Origin of the sequence: Streptomyces turgidiscabies Car8 (assembly GCF_000331005.1) — a bacterium.
Taxonomy (GTDB): Bacteria; Actinomycetota; Actinomycetes; order Streptomycetales; family Streptomycetaceae; genus Streptomyces; species Streptomyces turgidiscabies.
The window spans coordinates 1-19,150 of the sequence record NZ_AEJB01000070.1 but is presented as its reverse complement, the minus strand read 5'-3'; the positions used below and the strand labels follow the sequence as shown (position 1 = coordinate 19,150).

At 72.2% G+C, this 19,150-nt stretch carries 15 protein-coding genes and 1 pseudogene; 10 read left to right on the top strand and 6 right to left on the bottom strand.

All coding sequences use genetic code 11. The features are described from left to right. Positions 1-17 precede the first annotated feature (17 nt). Positions 18-1,190 carry an ROK family transcriptional regulator gene (locus STRTUCAR8_RS04210; protein WP_006374202.1) on the bottom strand — a complete coding sequence of 391 codons (1,173 nt, stop codon included), beginning with the start codon at positions 1,188-1,190 and terminating at the stop codon, positions 18-20. A 174-nt stretch (positions 1,191-1,364) separates the two neighbouring features. Between STRTUCAR8_RS04210 and STRTUCAR8_RS04205 the strand changes: the two are divergent. Next, positions 1,365-3,495: pseudogene (locus STRTUCAR8_RS04205) on the top strand (alpha-galactosidase). Positions 3,496-3,608: 113 nt separating this feature from the next. After that, on the top strand, positions 3,609-5,135 hold the full coding sequence (locus tag STRTUCAR8_RS04200) for a CAP domain-containing protein (protein WP_044471614.1): 1,527 nt from the start codon (positions 3,609-3,611) through the stop codon (positions 5,133-5,135). Between the two features lie 34 nt (positions 5,136-5,169). Here STRTUCAR8_RS04200 and STRTUCAR8_RS04195 read toward each other — a convergent pair whose 3' ends face one another. Further along, the gene (locus tag STRTUCAR8_RS04195) at positions 5,170-5,985 is read right to left on the bottom strand and encodes an SAM-dependent methyltransferase (RefSeq protein ID WP_006374174.1); all 816 of its coding nucleotides are present in this window, start codon (positions 5,983-5,985) and stop codon (positions 5,170-5,172) included. A gap of 176 nt (positions 5,986-6,161) precedes the next feature. On the opposite strand from STRTUCAR8_RS04195, the gene STRTUCAR8_RS04190 reads away from it, so the two are divergent. From STRTUCAR8_RS04190 to STRTUCAR8_RS04165, 6 genes are all read left to right on the top strand, one after another. Next, positions 6,162-6,839 carry an AIM24 family protein gene (locus STRTUCAR8_RS04190; protein ID WP_006374215.1) on the top strand — a complete coding sequence of 226 codons (678 nt, stop codon included), beginning with the start codon at positions 6,162-6,164 and terminating at the stop codon, positions 6,837-6,839. A 175-nt stretch (positions 6,840-7,014) separates the two neighbouring features. Then, positions 7,015-8,061, top strand: coding sequence for a tetratricopeptide repeat protein (locus STRTUCAR8_RS04185; protein WP_006374182.1), 1,047 nt, complete (start codon positions 7,015-7,017; stop codon positions 8,059-8,061). Beyond that, positions 8,058-9,116 carry a polyprenyl synthetase family protein gene (locus tag STRTUCAR8_RS04180; RefSeq protein ID WP_006374208.1) on the top strand — a complete coding sequence of 353 codons (1,059 nt, stop codon included), beginning with the start codon at positions 8,058-8,060 and terminating at the stop codon, positions 9,114-9,116. Before STRTUCAR8_RS04185 ends, STRTUCAR8_RS04180 begins: the two co-directional genes overlap by 4 nt. 205 nt (positions 9,117-9,321) lie before the next feature. After that, positions 9,322-10,995 (top strand): serine/threonine-protein kinase, encoded by a 1,674-nt coding sequence (locus STRTUCAR8_RS04175; protein ID WP_006374223.1) that lies wholly within the window; start codon positions 9,322-9,324, stop codon positions 10,993-10,995. Positions 10,996-11,164: 169 nt separating this feature from the next. Continuing rightward, entirely contained in the window at positions 11,165-12,319 is a 1,155-nt protein-coding gene (locus STRTUCAR8_RS04170; RefSeq protein ID WP_006374180.1) for a hypothetical protein, read from the top strand. Between the two features lie 97 nt (positions 12,320-12,416). Next, positions 12,417-13,094, top strand: coding sequence for a DUF2238 domain-containing protein (locus STRTUCAR8_RS04165; protein WP_006374176.1), 678 nt, complete (start codon positions 12,417-12,419; stop codon positions 13,092-13,094). Here the strand turns inward: STRTUCAR8_RS04165 and STRTUCAR8_RS04160 are convergent. After that, a complete protein-coding gene (locus tag STRTUCAR8_RS04160) occupies positions 13,079-13,579 on the bottom strand; it encodes a DUF6328 family protein (protein WP_044471613.1) in 501 nt (166 codons plus the stop codon). The genes STRTUCAR8_RS04165 and STRTUCAR8_RS04160 overlap by 16 nt on opposite strands. Positions 13,580-13,729: 150 nt before the next feature. Here STRTUCAR8_RS04160 and STRTUCAR8_RS04155 point away from each other — a divergent pair, with 150 nt between their 5' ends. After that, positions 13,730-14,077 (top strand): hypothetical protein, encoded by a 348-nt coding sequence (locus STRTUCAR8_RS04155; protein ID WP_006374217.1) that lies wholly within the window; start codon positions 13,730-13,732, stop codon positions 14,075-14,077. A gap of 18 nt (positions 14,078-14,095) precedes the next feature. On the opposite strand, the gene STRTUCAR8_RS04150 is transcribed toward STRTUCAR8_RS04155, so the two are convergent. Beyond that, positions 14,096-15,079, bottom strand: coding sequence for an aldo/keto reductase (locus tag STRTUCAR8_RS04150; protein WP_006374227.1), 984 nt, complete (start codon positions 15,077-15,079; stop codon positions 14,096-14,098). A gap of 116 nt (positions 15,080-15,195) precedes the next feature. Between STRTUCAR8_RS04150 and STRTUCAR8_RS04145 the strand changes: the two genes are divergently transcribed. Continuing rightward, the gene (locus tag STRTUCAR8_RS04145; RefSeq protein ID WP_006374214.1) at positions 15,196-16,893 is read left to right on the top strand and encodes a cholesterol oxidase substrate-binding domain-containing protein; all 1,698 of its coding nucleotides are present in this window, start codon (positions 15,196-15,198) and stop codon (positions 16,891-16,893) included. A 7-nt stretch (positions 16,894-16,900) separates the two neighbouring features. Here the strand turns inward: STRTUCAR8_RS04145 and STRTUCAR8_RS04140 are convergent, their stop codons facing one another. Both STRTUCAR8_RS04140 and STRTUCAR8_RS04135 read right to left on the bottom strand, forming a co-directional pair. Then, positions 16,901-17,503: a TetR/AcrR family transcriptional regulator gene (locus STRTUCAR8_RS04140; RefSeq protein ID WP_044471612.1), complete on the bottom strand. Its 603-nt coding sequence runs from the start codon at positions 17,501-17,503 to the stop codon at positions 16,901-16,903. Further along, positions 17,500-18,981: an MFS transporter gene (locus STRTUCAR8_RS04135; protein WP_044471611.1), complete on the bottom strand. Its 1,482-nt coding sequence runs from the start codon at positions 18,979-18,981 to the stop codon at positions 17,500-17,502. Before STRTUCAR8_RS04135 ends, STRTUCAR8_RS04140 begins: the two co-directional genes overlap by 4 nt. Positions 18,982-19,150 lie beyond the last annotated feature (169 nt).

The following is a 19,150-nucleotide window of genomic DNA, read 5'->3' as shown; positions in this document are numbered from 1 at the left end:
CCTGACCCGCCCCGCGTCTACAGTTCCACCCTGACGAAGGACCGGATCGCCGTCGCCGCCGCCCCTCGCGCCCACTCCTCGAAGGGCAGCGGCCGGGTCAGCAGCTCACAGCGGGCGGCGGAGCCGAAGGCGGTGGCGGTGAACGCGTCGCGGATCTGGTCGGCGAACAGGTCGTACGCGGCCAGCCCCTCGCCGGAGATGATCACTCGCTGGGGGCCGAGCAGGTTGGCCACGGTGGCGATGCCCCGGCCGATCGCCGCACCCGCCTGTGCGTACACCTCCCGCGCTCCGGGGTGGCCCGCGTGGGCCAGGGCGACGGCCCCGGCGCTGTCCATGACCCCGGTTCCCGTGACCTCCCGGACCCGGGCGACGATCTCCGCGTCCCCCGCGAACGCCTGCAGACAGCCCCTCCTGCCGCAGTGACAGGGCGGGCCCGCCGGATCGACGACGAGGTGCCCGATCTCACCGGCGACACCGTGCGTCCCCTCGACCACCCGCCCGTGGACCACGAGCCCGCAGCCGATGCCCGCGCCGACGGTCACCACGGCGAAGTCGGAGAGCCCCACCCCGGCACCGAACCACTGCTCGGCGACGGTGAGCGCGCGCACGTCGTTGTCGACCGTGACAGGCAGCCCCGTGGTCATGGCGGCCAGCTCGGCGAGCGGTACGTCACGCCATTGGAGGAACGGCGAGTAGCGTACGGCGCCCTCGGCGCGGTCGATCTCTCCGGCGAGGGCGATTCCGCAGCCGAGCACCGGCACCCCGAAACCCTCCGCCTCGGTGAGCAGTTCCCGGACCAGTTCGGCGACCGCGACCAGCACCGCCTTGGGAGCCCGGGCGGTCAGCGGTATGTTCCGGGCGATCCGGGTACGGCAGCACAGGTCGGTGAGCACGCCGAAGATCTCGTCACCGGTGATCTTGACGCCGATGAACAGGGCCCGGCCGCCGTCGACGCGTACCGGGTTCGCCGGGCGCCCCAGTCCGGGACGGGTCTCCGCGTCCTCGTCCTCGACCAGATAGCCGGCCTCGATCAGCGGGCGGACCGCCTTGGTGACTGCGGCGGCGGACAGCCTGGTGCGCCGGGCCGCGTCGGCGCGGGTGAGGGGGCCGTGGGACAGGACCGTGGTGAAGATCAGCGAGGCGGCCGGCGTACGGGCCGGAAACGCCTCGGCACGGATGGTCGAGGGCATGCCCGGGAACCTAGCTTATTTTCCCCTGTCAATGAAAGAAGCCCTGAGGAGACGAACCATCTCCGGACTGGCATCTAGACTTGCGAAAAGCCGATACGGGCACCCCATTGACACAAGATCCATGGCCGCGCTTGGCTTCGCCCGGTAACGCCAGTTCCACGAACGTGAGGCACCATGCCGCTGATCTCCCACTCCCCGGACACCGGGGTCTGGCTGCTGACCACACCGCGCACGTCGTACGCGCTGCGGATCGACGAGACCGGCGCGCCGTGTCACCTGGCGTGGGGGCCGCGGCTGACCCTCGCGGAGGCGGGCTCGCTGGTCGCCCCGGCGCGGGACATGTCGAGCAGTTTCGAGGGCCGCACCCCGGTGGGCGAGGAACTTCCCGTCGACGGCGGCACCCGCTACGGGCCGCCCTCGCTCCAGGTTCGGTACGCGGACTCCTCCCGCGGTTTCGAATGGGTGCCGATCGGCCACCGGGTCGTCGAACCGGCGCCCGGGGTGAGCGAGTTGGTGCTGGAGTTCCGCGACCGTCTGTATCCCCTCGATGTCGCGCTGCACTACACGGTCCGCACCGACACGGACGTCATCGAGCGCCGGACCGTGGTGCGCAATGCCGGTGACGAGCACGTCGACCTGCTGCGGGCCGACTCCGCCGCCTGGACGCTGCCGCCGCTGCGCGACTACCGGCTCAGCCATGTCACCGGCCAGTGGTCGGCCGAGAGCCAACTACGGCGCGACACAATGCCGTTCGGTGAGACGGTGCTGACCAGCCGACGCGGCATCACCAGCCATCACGCCAACCCGTGGGTGATGCTCGACGCCGGTGAGGCGACCGAGGAGCACGGCCGGGTGTGGAGTGCGGCCCTTGCCTGGAGCGGGAGTTGGCGCATCACCGCCCAGCGCACCCCCGACGGGCTGGCGGGGTTCACCGGAGGCGTGGGCCATGAGGGTACGAGTGTTCCGCTCTCGCCGGGCGAGGAGTTCACCACGCCGGTGTTCGCCGGGCTGTGCACGGACGGCGGGTTCGGGGCGGCGAGCCGCGCCTGGCACACGTACACGACGAGCCATGTGCTGCCCCGGGCAGGGGAGTTGGCGCCGGTGCTCTACAACTCGTGGGAGGCCACCGGGTTCGACGTCGACGAGGCGAGCCAGCTGGCGCTGGCCGAACGGGCCGCGCTGCTCGGGGTGGAGCTATATGTCGTCGACGACGGTTGGTTCGGGGCACGGCGCAGCGACCGCGCCGGGCTGGGTGACTGGACGCCGACTCCGGAACGCTTCCCCGAGGGGCTCAAGCCGCTGGCCGACGCCGTGCACGGGCTGGGCATGCGGTTCGGGATCTGGGTCGAGCCGGAGATGGTCAATCCGGACAGCGACCTCTACCGCGAGCACCCCGACTGGGTGCTGCACCTTCCCGGCCGGGCCCGCACCGAGCTGCGCAACCAGCTCGTCCTGAACTTCGCGCGCGACGAGGTCGCCGAGTGGGCGTACGGCTGGCTGACGCGGCTGGTCGGGGACCACGGGGTCGACTTCCTCAAGTGGGACATGAACCGGGCGTTCGGCGAGTCGGGCTGGTCGGGGCGGCCGGACGGCGACGACCGGCTGTGGACGCGGTACGTGGCGAATCTGTACGACGTCATCGACCGGCTGCGCGCCGACCATCCGGGGCTGCGCGTGGAGACGTGCAGTGGCGGTGGCGGCCGGATCGACCTCGGCATCCTGTCCCGTACGGACCAGGCGTGGACGTCCGACAACACGGACGCCGTGGACCGGCTGGTGATCCAGCACGGGTTCGGGCAGGTGTATCCGGCGCGGGCCATGTCCGCCTGGGTGACCGATGTGCCCAATCAGCTCACGGGGCGTTCGGTGCCGTTGCGGTTCCGTTTCCATGCGGCGATGTGCGGGCTGCTCGGTATCGGCGGTGACCTCACCCGCTGGTCGGAGGAGGAGCTCGCGGAGAGCGCTTTTTCTCGTCGCCGAGTACAAGACGGTGCGGCATCTCGTGCAGCACGGTGAGCTGTTCCGGCTGTCGGGGCCGCTCGGGGAGGAGCCGACGGCTCTGCAGTACGTCGGCGAGGACGGGGCCGAGGCCCTGGTGCTGGGCTTCCGGTACGGCCCCCGGCACGGTCTTCCGCGGATTCCGGTGCGGCTGCGGGGCCTCACCCCCGGCGCCCGGTACCGGGACGCGCGCACGGGTGCCGTCCACCACGCGAACGTGCTCGGCGACTACGGGCTGCGGCTCGACCTCGCGCCCGGCGACTGGTCCAGCACGGCCGTGCACCTGGTGCGCGTCGAGGAGGCGTAGCCGGGCTGTTCCCCGGTCGGCTGTCGTAGCGGCCGGGGAACCCCGGCGCCCCGGCCGCGCGTTACAGGGGCAACGCCCCCGAGGGCGCGAACGACGACCCCAGGGCAGGCGCGATGAGCGAGTTGGTCCCCGGGGGCAACACGCCCCTTCCGGGCGGCACCCTCACGCTCCGGGTGCCGGGCCCCTTCGATGTGAGCGCGCTCGTGACGGACGACGGCGGCAGGGTCGGCGGCGACGCCGACTTCGTGTTCTACAACCAGCCGGCGACGCCGGGAGCCCGGCTGCACGGCGACACCCTCACCGTCGACCCGGCGGCCCTGCGGCCCGGCGCCACCCGGGTCACGGTGGTGGTCAGCGCGGCCGATCCGGGTAGGGCGCTGGGCGGGCTCCCCGCGCCCACCCTCCACGTCACCGGCCCCGGCGGCCGCCCGCTCGCCCGGTTCACTCCGCCTCGCCCGCAGCGGGAGACGGTCCTGCTGCTGGCGGAGCTGTACCGGCGGGGCGCGGGCTGGAAGCTGCGTGCGCTGGGGCAGGGGTACGCGGACGGACTGGCGGGCCTGGCCCGGGACTTCGGGGTGGACGTCACGGACGACGCCTCCTCGGCATCGGCCTCGTCAGGGTCCGCCGCACCGCCTGCGCGGGCCGGCGCCCGCCTGCGTACACCGGCCCGGTTGTCCGGCGCCGCCTCCCTGCTGTCGGGCGCGGCCTCCCGCTTGTCGGAGGCGGCTTCCCGCCGGTCCCGGCCGACGGGCGGCCCGTCGTCGGCCGAGGCGGCCGGGTCGGCTCCCCCGGCCGTGGTGTCCGGCGCCGGTGGGTCGCCGGGGTCGGTGTACCCGGCCGCCGGAACACCGGGCCCGCTCACCCCCTCCGACGGGTTCCTCGGTCTCGTCAACTCCGCCCGGGCCGCCGCCGGTTCTCCACCCGTCTCCCTCGACGGGCGGCTCGGCGCCGCCGCGCGGGCGCACGCCGCCGACATGGCGTCGGCCGGCCGCCTCGGCACCGAGAGCCGGGACGGCACCTCCGTCCACCAGCGCGTCACCGACACCGGATACACGTATCTGACCGTCGGCGAGCACCTGGTCTCCGGTCCGCGTACGCCCGAGGAGTTCGTCGACTACTGCCTGCGCACCGAACAGGCCCGGCGCACCCTCCAAGACCCGGCGTTCACCCAGGTCGGCCTGGCCTACGTCACCGGATCCCGTACGGATGACACGTACTGGACCGCCCTCTGGGCCCGGCCCCTCCTGCCCGGTGACCTGGCGCGAACGGCCGCCGAGGTCACCGACCTCACCAACCGGGAGCGGGCGCGGGCGGGACTGCCGCCGCTGGCCACCGATGCCCTGCTCACCCGCGCCGCGCAGGCGCACAGTACGGACATGGTGGTCCGCGCGTTCTACTCGCACACCGGGCCCGACGGCGGCCAGCCATGGGACCGGGCCGCCGCGGCGGGGTCCACCCGGCGGACGATCGGCGAGAACATCGCGTGCGGACAGCGCTCCCCCGCCGAGGTCGTGGAGGGGTGGATGAACAGCCCGGGGCACCGCGCCAACATCCTCAAGCGGGAGTTCACACACATAGGCATCGGTTTCGCGGGCGGCGGCAAGGCGGGCACGTACTGGACCCAGCTGTTCGGCGCCTGAGAAGCCTGCCCCCCTCGCCGTGGTGCCCGCGCGCCTAAGGTTTGCGTGCGACACCGCCCAGGGCGATCGTCTCGCCGGTCGCGGCGGCCGTCCCGGGGCCGGGGCGCCAGTCGGTGATGGGGACGACACCGGGGGCCAGCAGTTCCAGACCCTCGAAGAACCCGGCGAGTTCCTGCGGGCTCCTCAGGTGGTAGGGGGCCGCCCCGCTCTCGTTGTAGAGGCGGGTGGCCTCGGCGTTGGCCCTGTTGGTGTCCACGCTGTCGTTGAAGGCGAGGAAACTGCCCGACGGCAGGGCGTCCAGCAGCGCGCCGACGATGGCACGCGCTTCGTCGTAGTCGGCTATGTGTCCGCTGACCTGCATCAGCGTGAGGGCGACCGGCTGTTTGAGGTCCAGGGTCCGGGCCGCTTCCCGGAGGACGGCGTCTGGGTCGTGCAGGTCGGCGTCGACGTAGGCGGTCACGCCCTCGGAGGAGCTGGTGAGGAGGGCCTCGGCGTGCGTCAGGACGAGGGGGTCGTTGTCCACGTAGACGACGCGGGCGTCCGGGGCCACCCGCTGGGCGATCTCGTGGGTGTTGTCCGCCGTGGGCAGGCCGGTGCCGATGTCGAGGAACTGCCGGATCCCGGCTTCGCCGGCCAGGTGGCGCACGGCGCGGCCGAGGAAGGCACGGGAGTCACGGGCCAGGTCGGTGATGCCCGGGAAGAGTTCACGGAAGGCGTCGCCCGCCGCATGGTCGACCGGATAGTTGTCCTTGCCGCCGAGCCAGTAGTTCCAGATCCGGGCCGAGTGCGGCACCGTCGTGTCGATCTTCTCGGGCGTCTGTGTGCCAAGGGCGGACGAGTCCTGCGTCACCGGGCAACCTCCTTGTGGGGAACAGTAGTTGGCCCTGCCCTACAACGTAGCGTCACCGGCGCCGCCGACGGCGCGGATCGTCCGGACCGGAGTCCTTCCGGCCTCCTTTCGCCTGGCCTCCCCCCTTTCCGCGCGTTCTCCTGGCGGAACGCCACCCTCCGGGACACGATGCCCGCATGAAGGGTGACCTCTTTTCCCACGAGTACATGGTGCAGCCGGCCACAGCGCCCGGCATGACCGTCGAGAACGCCAAGTCGATCAAGTACGCGGTCAACGGTGAGATGTTGGCCCGCCAGGGCGCGATGATCGCCTATCGCGGCAACCTCCAGTTCGAGCGCAAGGGCCAGGGCGTCGGCGGCATGCTGAAGCGCGCGGTCACGGGCGAGGGACTGCCTCTGATGACGGTGCGCGGGCAGGGCGAGGCCTGGTTCGCGCACGAGGCGCAGAACTGTTTCATCGTCGAGATCGACCCGGGTGACGTCTTCACGGTCAACGGACGCAACGTGCTGTGTTTCGACGCTTCTCTGACGTACGAGATCAAGACCGTGAAGGGGGCGGGAATCAGCGGCGGAGGCCTGTTCAACAGTGTCTTCACCGGGCAGGGGCGGCTGGGCCTGGTCTGCGAGGGCAATCCGCTGGTGATCCCGGTGTCGCCGCAGTATCCGGTGTACGTCGACACGGACGCGGTGGTGGGCTGGTCGGCCGGCCTGCAGACGTCGCTGCACCGTTCGCAGTCCATCGGCTCGATGATCCGGGGCGGTTCGGGCGAGGCCGTCCAACTCATGCTCCAGGGACAGGGTTTCGTCGTCGTCCGGCCGAGCGAGGCGACTCCGCAGAAGGCTCAGCAGCACTGACGCTCCTCCAACTCGCGTCTCGGCACGTGATCTGCGTCGCACAGGCAACCCCAGCGCCGTCGCCGTCGTCTTGACGGACGACAGCACAGAGCCGCCCCGGCCCGAACCGGCCGGGGCGATTTTCCGGCGCACTATACACACCATGTATACGCTGAGCGTATACCGAAAGGGTTGTATGTACGGCAAGGCATTCGCCCCCGAGTACCAGGGCGCGCTCACCAGCCTCTCGGTGAACTCCTCCCTGGTCGACGTGCTCGCCGCGGGCACCGAGCAGTTGGCCGCCGCCGAGCAGGCGGGGCAGGCCGGCGAGGTCGCCCGTTCCGGACTCGCGGTCGCCGAGGCGCACCGGCGGCTCGGGCAGGTGGGCGACGCCGACCGCGCCTGGAAGGCGAGTTACCGGGCGGCCCGGGCGGCCGGGGACACCGCGGCGATGGCGTGGGCCTTGTGGAGCGGCGGCACCCTGGCCCGCCAACGGGGCGCGTTCCCGCTGGCCCGGCGGCTGCTGGGACTCGCGGCGGAACTCGGGGAGCGCGGCGGCGACATCGTCGTACGCGGCTACTCGCTCGCGGGGCTTGCCGAGACCGGGCGTATCCAGGGCGACTACGAGGCGGTCGGCCGGCTGCACGAGCAGCTGCTCGCCGAGGCACGCAAGCGCGGTGAGGCGCGGCACACGGTGTGGGCGCTGGAGGGCATCGCGCAGATGCACCGCAACACCGGTTCGTACGACAGCGCGTACGCCATGTTCGAGGAGGCGGCCGAGATCGCCGCGCGGGCCGACGACCGGCGCGGTCACGCCTGGGCGTTGCGCGGACTCGCCGACATCGTCTCCGTGCGCGACGGGGACGCGGAACGTGCGCTCGCCCTGCTCACGGAGGCCGAGGAGAGCTGCACGGCGATGAATCTGATCAGCGCGCTCGCCTACAACCACAAGATGCGCGGCAACGTCCTCTACCGCGCCGGGCGTTACGCCGAGGCGCGCGACCTGTACACCAGGGCCCTGGCGGAGTTCCGCGCCATGAGCGAGCCGCGCGGTGAGGCGCTGTCCCGCCTCGGGCTGGCCAAGTCACTGGCCCGGCTGGGTCACGACCGCGCCGAGACGGCCGCCGAACTGGCCGAACTCGCCCGCGAGCTGGACCGCATAGGGCTGCGGCACGCCCATGCCATGGTGGCGCGGGCGCAGGCCGAACTCGGCCTCGACACGGACACGGAGGCCGCTCGATGACGCCGCCCGCCTCCGAGGTCCTGGCACCGGCGGTCCCGTCCGTGCCCCAGCTCCTCGACCGGTGCCGTGACCTGGTGCGTCCGGCGCTCACCGAGGCCGTCGGCCGGCTGCATCCCTGGCTGGGCGAGATGGCCGCGTACTCCTTCGGCTGGTGCGAGGTGGGCGGGGCGCCCGCCGACGCGTCCGGCGGGAAGGGCGTACGCCAGGCGCTGGCCGTGCTCGGGGCGGAGGCGGCCGGGGCGCCGCCGCGGTCCGGCATCGCGGCGGCCGTCGCGGTGGAGCTGGTGCACACCTTCTCGCTGCTGCACGACGACATCATGGACGGCGACCCGACCCGGCGCCGCCGCGCCACGGTGTGGAAGGCGTACGGCACCGGGCCGGCCGTGCTCGCGGGCGACGCGCTGTTCGCGCTGGCGGTGGAGACCCTCGCGCGGACTCCAGGGGGCCCGGCCGGGATACGGCTGCTGTCGGCGGCGCTGACGGACGTGGTGTCCGGACAGGCCGACGACCTGCTGTTCGCCCACCGGCCGTGGACCGGGCCCGAGCGGGTGCGACCCGAGGAGTACCGGTCGATGGCCGAGCGCAAGACGGGCGCCCTGCTCGGCTGCGCGCTCTCCCTGGGAGCCGCGCTGGGCGGCGCTCCTCCGGCGACGACGGCGGCGCTGGAGCGAGTGGGGCGGCACGCCGGGACCGCCTTCCAGATGGTCGACGACGTACTGGGCATCTGGGGCGATCCCGCCATAACCGGCAAGCCCGTCCACGGTGATCTCCGGGAGCGGAAGAAGTCGTACCCGGTACTGGCCGCGCTCGACGCCCCGGTCCCCGCCGCCCGGCGGCTCGCCGCGCTGCTGGAGTCCGTCGAGGTGCCCGACGAGGCGCTCGCGCGCCGGGCGGCGGCGCTCGTCGCGGAGGCGGGCGGCCGTACGGCGGCCCTCGCGGAGGCCCGTCGACACCTCGCCGCGGTCGAACGCGGCCTGGACGAAGTGGAGTTGGCGGGACCGACACTGGACGGTCTGCGGGCACTGCTGGGCTTCCTCGTACGCCGGGAGGCGTGAGGGGGACCGAGGAGATCCGGTGGAAAGATCGTGTGCGGGCCGTCACTCACTGCCGGTGAAAGTCCCCATTTCTTCGCACACCCGCTCCCCGCAGATGAATAAAAGGAAAATCAGGCCCGGGAGTTGCGGAATATTTGAACAGACACCGTCGCACCCCTCGTACCACTGGGAAAGGTGAAAGCCAGGGGTTCAGCGAGGGATGGCCATGGTCAAGGCGCACGTCTCCACACACGAGTTGGTGGCCGGAAGGTACCGACTCCTCGATGTCGTCCATCGCGAAACGAACCGGGTCTCCTGGTACGGCGAGGACACCTCGTCCGAGCGCCCGGTCGTCCTCACCCAGATCCAGCTCCCGCCCGATCCCCGGGAGCAGACCGCGCGCCGGGCCATCGCCCGGGTGCTGCGCGCGTCCGAGATCCTCGGACTGGTCCTGCCCGGCCGGGTGGGCGTCGTGATCGACGTCCTGGAGGAGTTCGGCACCCTGTGGACGGTCGCCGAGTGGATCGACGGCACACCGCTCAGTGAACTCCTCGAACGGCAGGGCACGTTCAACTACGTTCGGGCGGCACGCATCACCCTCGAAGTACTCGACGTGCTGGAGGCCGCGCACCGCGAGGGCATCGTGCACGCCGAACTCAGTCCCGGCCAGGTGTTCGTGCGGGACCAGGGGCCGGTCGTGGTGACCGGCTTCGGTCTGGCGGGCGCCACGTCCGCGTCCCGGGTCGGCGCGCCCTCGTACGCCTCGCCCGAGCAGGCCCACGGCGCGCGCGCCGACCCGTCGGACGACCTGTGGGCGCTCGGCGCGCTCCTCTACGCGATGGCCGAGGGACGCCCGCCCTTCCGTGACCGGGGGCGGGCCGACGCCACGCTCAAGGCGGTCGACCGGCTGCCGCTGCGCAGCCCGGTGCGAGCCGGTCCGCTCACCCAGGTCATCCAGGGGCTGCTGCGCAAGAGCGCCCGGGAACGGCTGACCGCCCCGGTGGCACGGGACGCCCTGCTGCGCGTCATCAGGGACGAACCCGACACCGCGGACGAACCGCTGCCCTCGGTCCGGGTGCGCGGCGCCGGTGACGCCGGCGGTGCGCGGCGCGTCGGCCGGAACGGGAACAGGAGTGCCGCCCGCAAACTCGTCCTCGCCGGTGCGGCCCTGGCCGCCGTCACGGTCGCCGTGCTCGCCACGACGGACAACCTGCCCGGCATCGACGCCTCCGCGTCCGGCGTGGACACCACCCCGTCAGCCGTCGCCCCCGTCCCGTCCGTCCCCGCCACGGGCGGCGGCGCCACCCTCCCCGACCAGCCCCCCGCGCCGAGCCCCGCACCCTCCGAACCGACCTCGACGACACCGTCGGCGCCGCCCTCCACACCTCCCGCGCCCAGCCCCACCCCCTCGGCCACCGGCGGTACCGCCGAGGCCCTGCCCGCGGGGTTCCGGGTGTACAACGCGCCGGAAGGGTTCTCCATCGCCCTCCCTCAGGGGTGGAAGCGGCTGAGCGAGGACGTCTCCCCCGGCAACGTCGCCTACCGCATCGTGTTCGGCGCCGACGACGACCCGCGCACCCTGACCGTCACGTACAGCCAGCTGCTGCGACCCGACCCCGTGGCCGTGTGGCGCGACGACGTCCAACCCGACCTGATCCGGGCGGACATCGGCTTCCAGCGGATCGGCGCGATCCGGGCGACGACCTATCGTGGCCGGAGCGGGGCCGACATGGAGTGGCTGTCCGACTTCGAGGGCACCCGCATACGGACCTTCGGCCGGGGTTTCCTCACCGGCGAGAAGACGGGCTACTCGCTGCGCTGGACGACGCCCGCGGCCGACTGGAACGACACCGCCAACCGGCAGGCCCTGGACACCTTCCTGCGGACCTTCAGAGAGTGAACCGCGTACAGCTGTGGGCGGGTACACGTGTCGACCACCGGGCGTACGGAGCCGGTGACAGGCCGGGATCCGGGGTCGGGCCCGGTCTGTCAAAGCAGCGCCAATGCGCGCATATAGGCTGCGTGTCTGCACCTTCTCAGTCCGTCCACCCTGCCCGGGAGAGTCACCTGTGACCGTAGCGATCGCCCCGTCCGAAACGTCCGAGTCGCCCGAACCTTCCGAGACACCCGAGATGCCTTCCGTGGCCGAGGAGTTCGCCGGGTCCGAGTGGTCCGAGCCGTCCGCGGAACCCGGCGACGCCGACGGCGCCACCGACGAGGCCTCCGTCGACCCCGCCGACGTGTCCCCCCTCGTGGCGCGCGACGCGCAGGAGTTCGGGGCCTACGCACGGACGGGAGGCTGGGCCTTCGGGCTGAAGGTGGCGCGGAGCGTACGGCCCGGCGGTCAGGCCGCCGGTGAGACGCCGAAGGTCTCCGCCAAGGAGTTCGCCGCTCTCGCCGACTGCTCGCCCGAGCGGGTCATGCGCTACTACAAGGCCTGGGACAAGGCCGCCGACGACGGTGTCGTCCCGCACTTCGAGGCGCTGGCCCCGGGCGCGGAGGTCGAACTCCCGGGCGCCGACCTGTGGCTCACCTACTACAGCGCCCGTTCCAGCGCGGGCTCCGAGCGCGGCGCCGCCATCTCCGAGGCCGCCGAGGCGGAGGGCATCCGGCCGACCAAGGCGCTGGAGGTCGCGGAGAACCCCACCGCGCTGCGTGCCGCGATCATGGCCGACCCCTCGACCGCCCGCGCCGCCCGGCACGCACTGCTCGACCGGATCAAGGAGGACCCGGACCTCCAGGCCGAGCTGGCCCGCGACATCGTCCGCACCGACGACCTCAAGAAGGCCGTGGCCACCGAGTCCCGGTCGGCCGACCGCGTCGGATACGTCCGCCAGATCGCCGAGTCCGGCCAGGTGAAGACGCCCGCCGGGCAGACCATCGAAGCGCCCGTCGACCTGCGCCAGGAGGCCGAACGGCATCTGTCCCTCCTCGACGAGCTGGACGAGGACGAGGACACCGGCGAGTGGGCGAGCGAGGCCTACGACACCCTCAAGAACCTCGTCGTCGAGGCCGTCGAGGCCGACCCGGAACTGCGCGTCCAGGAACGGCGGACCAAGTTCTACAGCAGCCTGACGAAGGCGACGAAGGCGTTCGAGGAGCTGACCTTCGACGACGTCCAGGAGTTCGCCGAGGACGACATGGTCCAGCAGCTGGAAGAGCTCCAGGAGGCCATCGCCTCGTGCATCACGGCGCTGCGCGGGGCCCGTACCTCGCCCGCGTAGCACCTGGGGACATGGGCACCCCCGCTTGAGTACGCGTACTCAAGCGGGGAGCCGGGACGCTCCCCCACGATGGTGCTCCACCACAAGGAGCGTCCCGATGCCCGCAGTTGACACCGCCTCCCACCCCCTCCCGGCCGCCGTCGGCGCCCCGCGCCGACGCCTTCCCGTGCTGCTGGCCGGGCTGGTGACCGCCGCGCTCGCGATCTCCGTATGGCAGCCGCACGACCTGATGACCTGGTTCCTGGAGACGGTCTGGATCCTGGTCGGGCTGCCCGTGATCGTCCTGACCTGGCGGCGCTTCCCCCTCACCAACCTGCTGTGCTGCCTGCTCGCCCTCCACGCGCTCGTCCTGATGGTGGGCGGCCACTACACCTACGCGCAGGTCCCGCTGGGCGACTGGGCGCGCGACACGTTCGGCCTCGACCGCAATCCGTACGACCGGCTCGGCCACCTGATGCAGGGCTTCGTGCCGGCCCTGCTCGTACGGGAGGTGCTGAGCCGGACGTCACCGCTGCGCGGCAGCCGCTGGCTCGCGCCGCTGACCGTCTGCGCCTGCCTCGCCTTCAGCGCGCTGTTCGAGATGTTCGAGTGGGCGGCGGCCGTGATCGGCGGCGCCGCGGCCGACGACTTCCTGGCCACGCAGGGCGACGTGTGGGACACGCAGTGGGACATGTTCTGCGCGCTGATCGGTGCGACCCTCTCGCTGCTCCTGCTGAGCCGCGTCCACGACCGGCAGCTCGCGGCGCTGCGCGCTCACGCTCAGTTCGTGGTGTAGCGGTAGCGCGTCCACAGCGGCAGCACGAACCAGCAGGCCAGGTACCAGGCGACGATCCCCGCGACCAGCCAGGGCACGTACCCGTCGTGGGTGGCCACCCTGAGGACCAGCAGCAACGCCGAGGTCATCGTGGCGAGCAGCAGCACCAGACCCGTGAAGGTCATGCGCGAGGCCCAGCGCACGGCCTGCGGTTTCACCCGGCGTCCGGAGACTATCCGGTGCAGGGAGACCGGCCCGATGAGGGCTCCGGTCGCGGCGGCCCCCAGGACGACGGTGATGATGTAGATCGTGTGTTCCGTCTGTCCCAGCTGCGGGTACCTCGGGGTGAAGACGACGGTCAGCAGGAAACCGAACAGGATCTGCACACCCGTCTGCGCGACCCGCACCTCCTGGATGAGCTCGCCCCACATACGGTCGGCCCGCTCGTCCTCGGTCTCCGTACGCCCGCGTTTGCGCGTGCCGACCTCGCCGTCCGTGTCCACCATGATTCCTCCCGGCCCACTCGCCTCACGTCCTGTCGGCTACGGGTTCCCCGTCACGGCGAAATCGATCAGGTCAGGACCAGCCGGTTTGAGTGATCGGGGGAGGGCTACTCGTAGCGCACCACGGTGCCCATGTCGAGAAGAGGTCCGGCCATGTCCGGAACGCAGCTCACCCTCACGATCAGTGGCGGCACCGCCGCCGACGCGCAGACGGTCGTACGAGCACTGGAATCGGCCTTCGGGCCGGCGGACGAGTCCCCGGGGGACGACGACGGGCACTCGACGGTGCACACTGCCGCGTTCACCGTCGGTACGGAGTCCCACGCGCCCGGTCACCCGAGGAGAACGCCGCTCTCGGCGCCGGTGATGGTCACCGTGCAGGGCACGCCCACGGCCGTCCGCTGCGCCGGCGACACCCTCACCGGTACGTTCACCGCGCAGGACCGGGGCACTGTCTCCGGCGACCAGGAGCAGGAACGGCAGCTGCTCCTGGAGCCGTGACGCGCGTACGGCTGTCCGCTACCAGCGGCTCTCCACCTGGGCCTTGATCCGGCGGTCGTAGAGGTCCTGGATCGCGGTGAGCGTCTCCTGCGACAGCGCCGGCAGAGCGGCGGCCGCCGCGTTGGCGCGGGCCTGCTCGGCCGAGCGGGCGCCCGGGATCACCGTGGTCACACCGGGCTGCTGGAGGATCCAGCGCAGGGCCAGCTGCGCCGGGGTGTACCCCTCCGGGGCGAGGGCCGAGAACTCGGCCGCCGCCTCGACGCCGGTGGCGTAGTCGACACCGGAGAAGGTCTCGCCCTGATCGAAGGCCTCGCCGTGGCGGTTGTAGGTGCGGTGGTCGTTCTCCGGGAACACCGTGTCCTTGGTGTACTTGCCCGACAGCAGGCCCGAGGCGAGCGGGACCCGGGCGATGATGCCGACGCCCGCCTTCTCGGCGGCCGGGAGCACCTCGGCGAGGGGCTTCATGCGGAACGCGTTGAGGATGATCTGCACGCTGGTCACGCCCGGGCGGGCGATCGCGGTGAGCGCTTCCTCGCAGGTCTCGACGCTGACGCCGTACCGGGCGATACGCCCCTCGTCGACCAGGGTGTCCAGGGCGTCGAAGACCTCGCCGGAGGAGTAGACCGGGGTCGGCGGGCAGTGCAGCTGGACCAGGTCGATCCGGTCGACGCCGAGGTTGCGCCGCGAACGGTCGTTCCAGGCGCGGAAGTTGTCGAGAACGTAGTTCTCCGGGAGCTGGTCGAGCCGGCGGCCCATCTTGGTCGCGACCAGCACGTCCAGCTCGGGCCTGCCGCGCAGGAAGGCGGCGATGGTCTGCTCGCTGCGCCCGTCGCCGTACACGTCGGCGGTGTCGAAGAAGGTCACTCCCGACTCGACCGCCGCGTCCAGCACCGCGACGGCGTCCTTGTCCTCCACGTCGCCCCAGTCGGCGCCCAGCTGCCACGTTCCAAGGCCGATGACCGACGCCCGCTGACCCGACCTACCGATTACACGCTCGTCCATGGCGTCAGTGTTTCATCCGTCCGACCTGCCCGCAGACCAGGGCCCGGTGTCACCCATACGAGTGAGGCGATAAAGGCGGCAACCAATTCGCGTCCATCACCCTTTAGCGTGACCTGATGGTTGATCACTTGGCGCGTCGCGGTTTCCTGCTCGGCGCGGCCTCCCTCGCCCTGGTGCCGATCGCCGCGGACCCGGCCGTCGCCGCCACCGAGCTTCCCGGCTTCCCGGCGGCCGTCACGCCCTACCGCTCCGGCTACCGCAACTGGGTCGGCGAGATCACCGCCGACGGACTGTGGGCCTGCGCGCCGGCCGACCCCGGCCAGGTGGTCGATGTCGTCAACTGGGCCTGGCAGCAAGGCTGGACGGTCCGCGCCCGGGGCTCCGCGCACGGCTGGTCGCCCCTGACGATCACGGACGGTACGGAGTCCGGCGCGCCCGTACTGATCGTCGACACCGCTCCGCATCTCACCGGCCTCGCCCTGGAGTCCACCGGCCCGGCCGCCGTGCGCGCCGGCACCGGAGTCACCCTGGAGGCCCTGCTCACCTACCTGGAGCGGCACGGACTCGGGGTCACCGCCGCGCCCGCACCCGGTGACCTCACGCTGGGCGGCGCGCTGGCCGTCGACGCGCACGGCACCGCCGTACCGGCCACCGGCGAGACCAGGCCGCCCGGTCACACGTACGGCTCGCTCAGCAATCTCGTGCTGTCCCTGACGGCGGTCGTGTGGGACGAGGGCTCCGGCGCCTACGTCCTGCGGACCTTCCAGCGCGACGAGGCGGACTGCGCGGCGCTCCTCACCCACCTCGGCCGGTCCCTGGTCGTCGAGGTCGTGCTGCGGGCGGGGGCGAACAGCAACCTGCGCTGCGTCAGCCGTACGGACATCTCGGCGGCCGAACTGTTCGCGGCGCCCGGCAGCGGTTCCGGCGGGCGGACCTTCGCGAGTTTCCTGGACGAGGCCGGGCGGGTCGAGACGATCTGGTTCGCCTTCACGGAGTCCCCCTGGCTGAAGGTGTGGAGCGTCGCGCCGGTCAAGCCGCTGACCTCGCGGCGCGTGTCGTCGCCGTACAACTACCCGTTCTCCGACAACGTCCCGACCCTGGTGGCCGACCTCGTGGGGCGGATCCTCTCCGACGGGGCCTGGTATCTCGCGCCGGTGCTCGGCAACGCGCAGCTGGACGCGGCCGCGCTCGGGCTCGTGACGACGCTGTCGGCGGACATCTGGGGGCCGTCGAAGAACACGCTGCTGTACGTCAGGCCCACGACTCTGCGGGTCACCGCCAACGGGTACGCGGTGCTGACCAGCCGGGCCCAGGTGCAGCGGGTCATCGCGGAGTTCACCGCGTTCTACCGGGAACGCCTCGCGGCGTACGCCGCGTCGGGCCGCTTCCCGGTCAACGGCACCGTCGAGATCCGCGCCACCGGCCTCGACCGCCCCGGCGACTCCGACTCGGCCGACGCCCACGCCCCGCTGCTGTCCGCGCTGCGACCGGTGGACGGGCATCCCGAGTGGGACACCGCCGTCTGGCTGGACGTACTGACGCTGCCCGGGACGCCGTACGCGGAGGAGTTCTTCCGCGAGCTCGAACAGTTCCTGCTCGCGACGTACGACGGCGGGCACGCGCTGACCCGGGTCGAGTGGTCCAAGGGGTGGGCGTACACGGAATCGGCCGGGTGGAGCGACGAGGAGGTCATCGGCACGGCGGTCCCGGCCTCCTACGGAGACACCGTGTGGCAGGAGGCCGTCGGGACCCTGGACCGGCTCGACCCGCACGGCGTGTTCGGCAACGCGTTCCTCGACCGGCTGCTGCGCTGACGCCTCGTCAAGGGGTGAGCAGGGCCTGCACGGTGGGGGCGTACCGGTCGACGATGTCGTCGACCGTCGCCTCCCGCAGATGTGTGCCGCGGGCGATGCCGTACATGACGCCCAGGCCGAGCAGGGTGGCGACGGCCAGTTCGGCGCGCAGGCCGGGGTCGGGGCCGGTGAGACGGCCGGCGAGGCGGTCGCTCACCTGGGTGCGGAAGTTGGCGCGCATGATGTCGCCCTGGTCGCCCTGGACGGGGGCGAACACGATCCGCAGGACGGGGTCGGCGCCGCGCTCGGTCTGGCCGGTGAGGAGATGGCGGACCATATGGCGGCCGAGGTCGTCCAGGGGGGCGTCGAGGACGGCGTCGGCGTCCTCCGCGAAGGACATCAGGCGGGCGAAGAGCGCGTCCTTGTTGCCGAAGTACTTCAGGATCAACGGCGGGCTGACACCGGCGCGTTCGGCGACCGCCTTGAGTGTGATGTCCGCCTGGGCGTGGCGGGCGAAGAGGTAACGGGCGGCGCGCAGGATGGCGGCCCTGGTCTGCTCCGCGTCCCGGCGCGGGGTGGCGGCCGGGGACGGATCGGTGTCGGTCGTCGGTGGTGTGGGCACAGCGCTCATGCTCCCTCCATCGCCCCGTCCCGCGCTCCCGGGGTGCGCGCACGGGCGCGCCGGGTGCCGCCGCCGACCGGGTCGCCGGGGATGGTGAGGGCCGCCGTGCAGGCCAGCAGGGCGACGACCCCCGCCATGCCGAACGCCAGCAGGTAGCCGTGCAGCGTGGGTACGGGGACACCGCCGACCGGACTGGTGTGGCGTACCAGCACGGCGACGACGACGGCGCTGCACATGGCCTGGCCGACCGTGCGCATCAGGACGTTGACGCCGTTGGCGGAGGCGGTCTGGCCGGGCGGCACGGCCCCCAGGATCAGCATGGGCAGCGCCGAGTAGGCGAAGGTGGTGCCCATGCCGACGACCGCGGCGCCCACGATGATCATCCACAGGTCGCGGCTGTCCGCGATGCGCACCACATAGCCGAGCGCGATGACCGCCGTACCGACGGCGAGGGTGACCCGCGGTCCGTACCGTGCCGAGAGGCGGGCCGAGACGGGCGAGAACACCAGCATGACGATGCCGCCGGGCAGCAGGACGAGGCCCGTCTGGACGATGGACAGGCCGAGCCCGTACCCGGTGGCCTCGGGCGCCTGGACCAGCTGGGCCGTCACCAGGGAGTTGGAGTAGAAGGCGAATCCGGTCAGCAGGGCGGCGACATGGGAGAGGCCGACCCGGGGCCGGGAGACCAGCCGCAGGTCCACCAGGGGCTCCGGGGTGCGCAGTTGGTGCCACCACCACAGGCCGAGCATCGCGACGGCGCCGAGGAACAGCCCCAGGACGCGCGCGCTGCCCCACCCCCACGCGCCGCCCTCGACGATGCCGAGGAGCAGACACACCAGCCCGACGGCCAGCCCCAGCGCACCCATGACGTCGAAGCGCCCCGGCTCACGGACGGGCGACTCGCGCACCGCCCACCACACCGCGCTCACGCCCACCGTGCCGAGGCCCGCGGTCGCCCAGAACATGATGTGCCAGTTCGCGTACTGGACGATCAGCGCGGCGAGCGGCAGCCCGAGGGCGGCGCCGATCCCGACGGTGGAGCTCATCAGGGCCACCGCGCTTCCGGTGCGCTCGGGCGGCAGTTCGTCGCGCAGGATGCTGATCGACAGGGGGACGACGGCGGACGCGGCGCCCTGGAGGGCGCGGGCCGTGATGAGTACGCCGATGTCGGAGGACAGGGCGCACATGACCGAGCCGATGACCATCAGCCCCAGGGCCGCGATCAGTACCCGCCGTTTGCCGTACATGTCGCCGGCGCGGCCCAGCACCGGGGTGAGAACGGCGCCGGACAACAGGGTCGCGGTCACCATCCAGGAGACCGCTCCGGGCGAGGCTCCCGTCAGCCGGGGGAGGTCGGGCAGCAGGGGGATGACGACGGTCTGCATGACCGCCATGAGCATCCCGCCGAACGCCAGCGCCGGAACGGTCGTCCGGTCGCGCAGGCGGCGCGCGGCCGACGGGTCGGGTATTGGGACAGGCTGGTCCATCGGCACTCCAGCGGCCGGCCGCTCTGCGCGACAAAAAAGAGGTGAATCGACGCGCGGGCGACCTTGGTGCCGGTGACCTTCTCGACGAGCGAGGGCTGGGATCTCCCTAGCCTTGGACTGCCTGTTGACGACCGTCACGTCTCTTCGGCCTTGCGGATCTGGAGGCGGT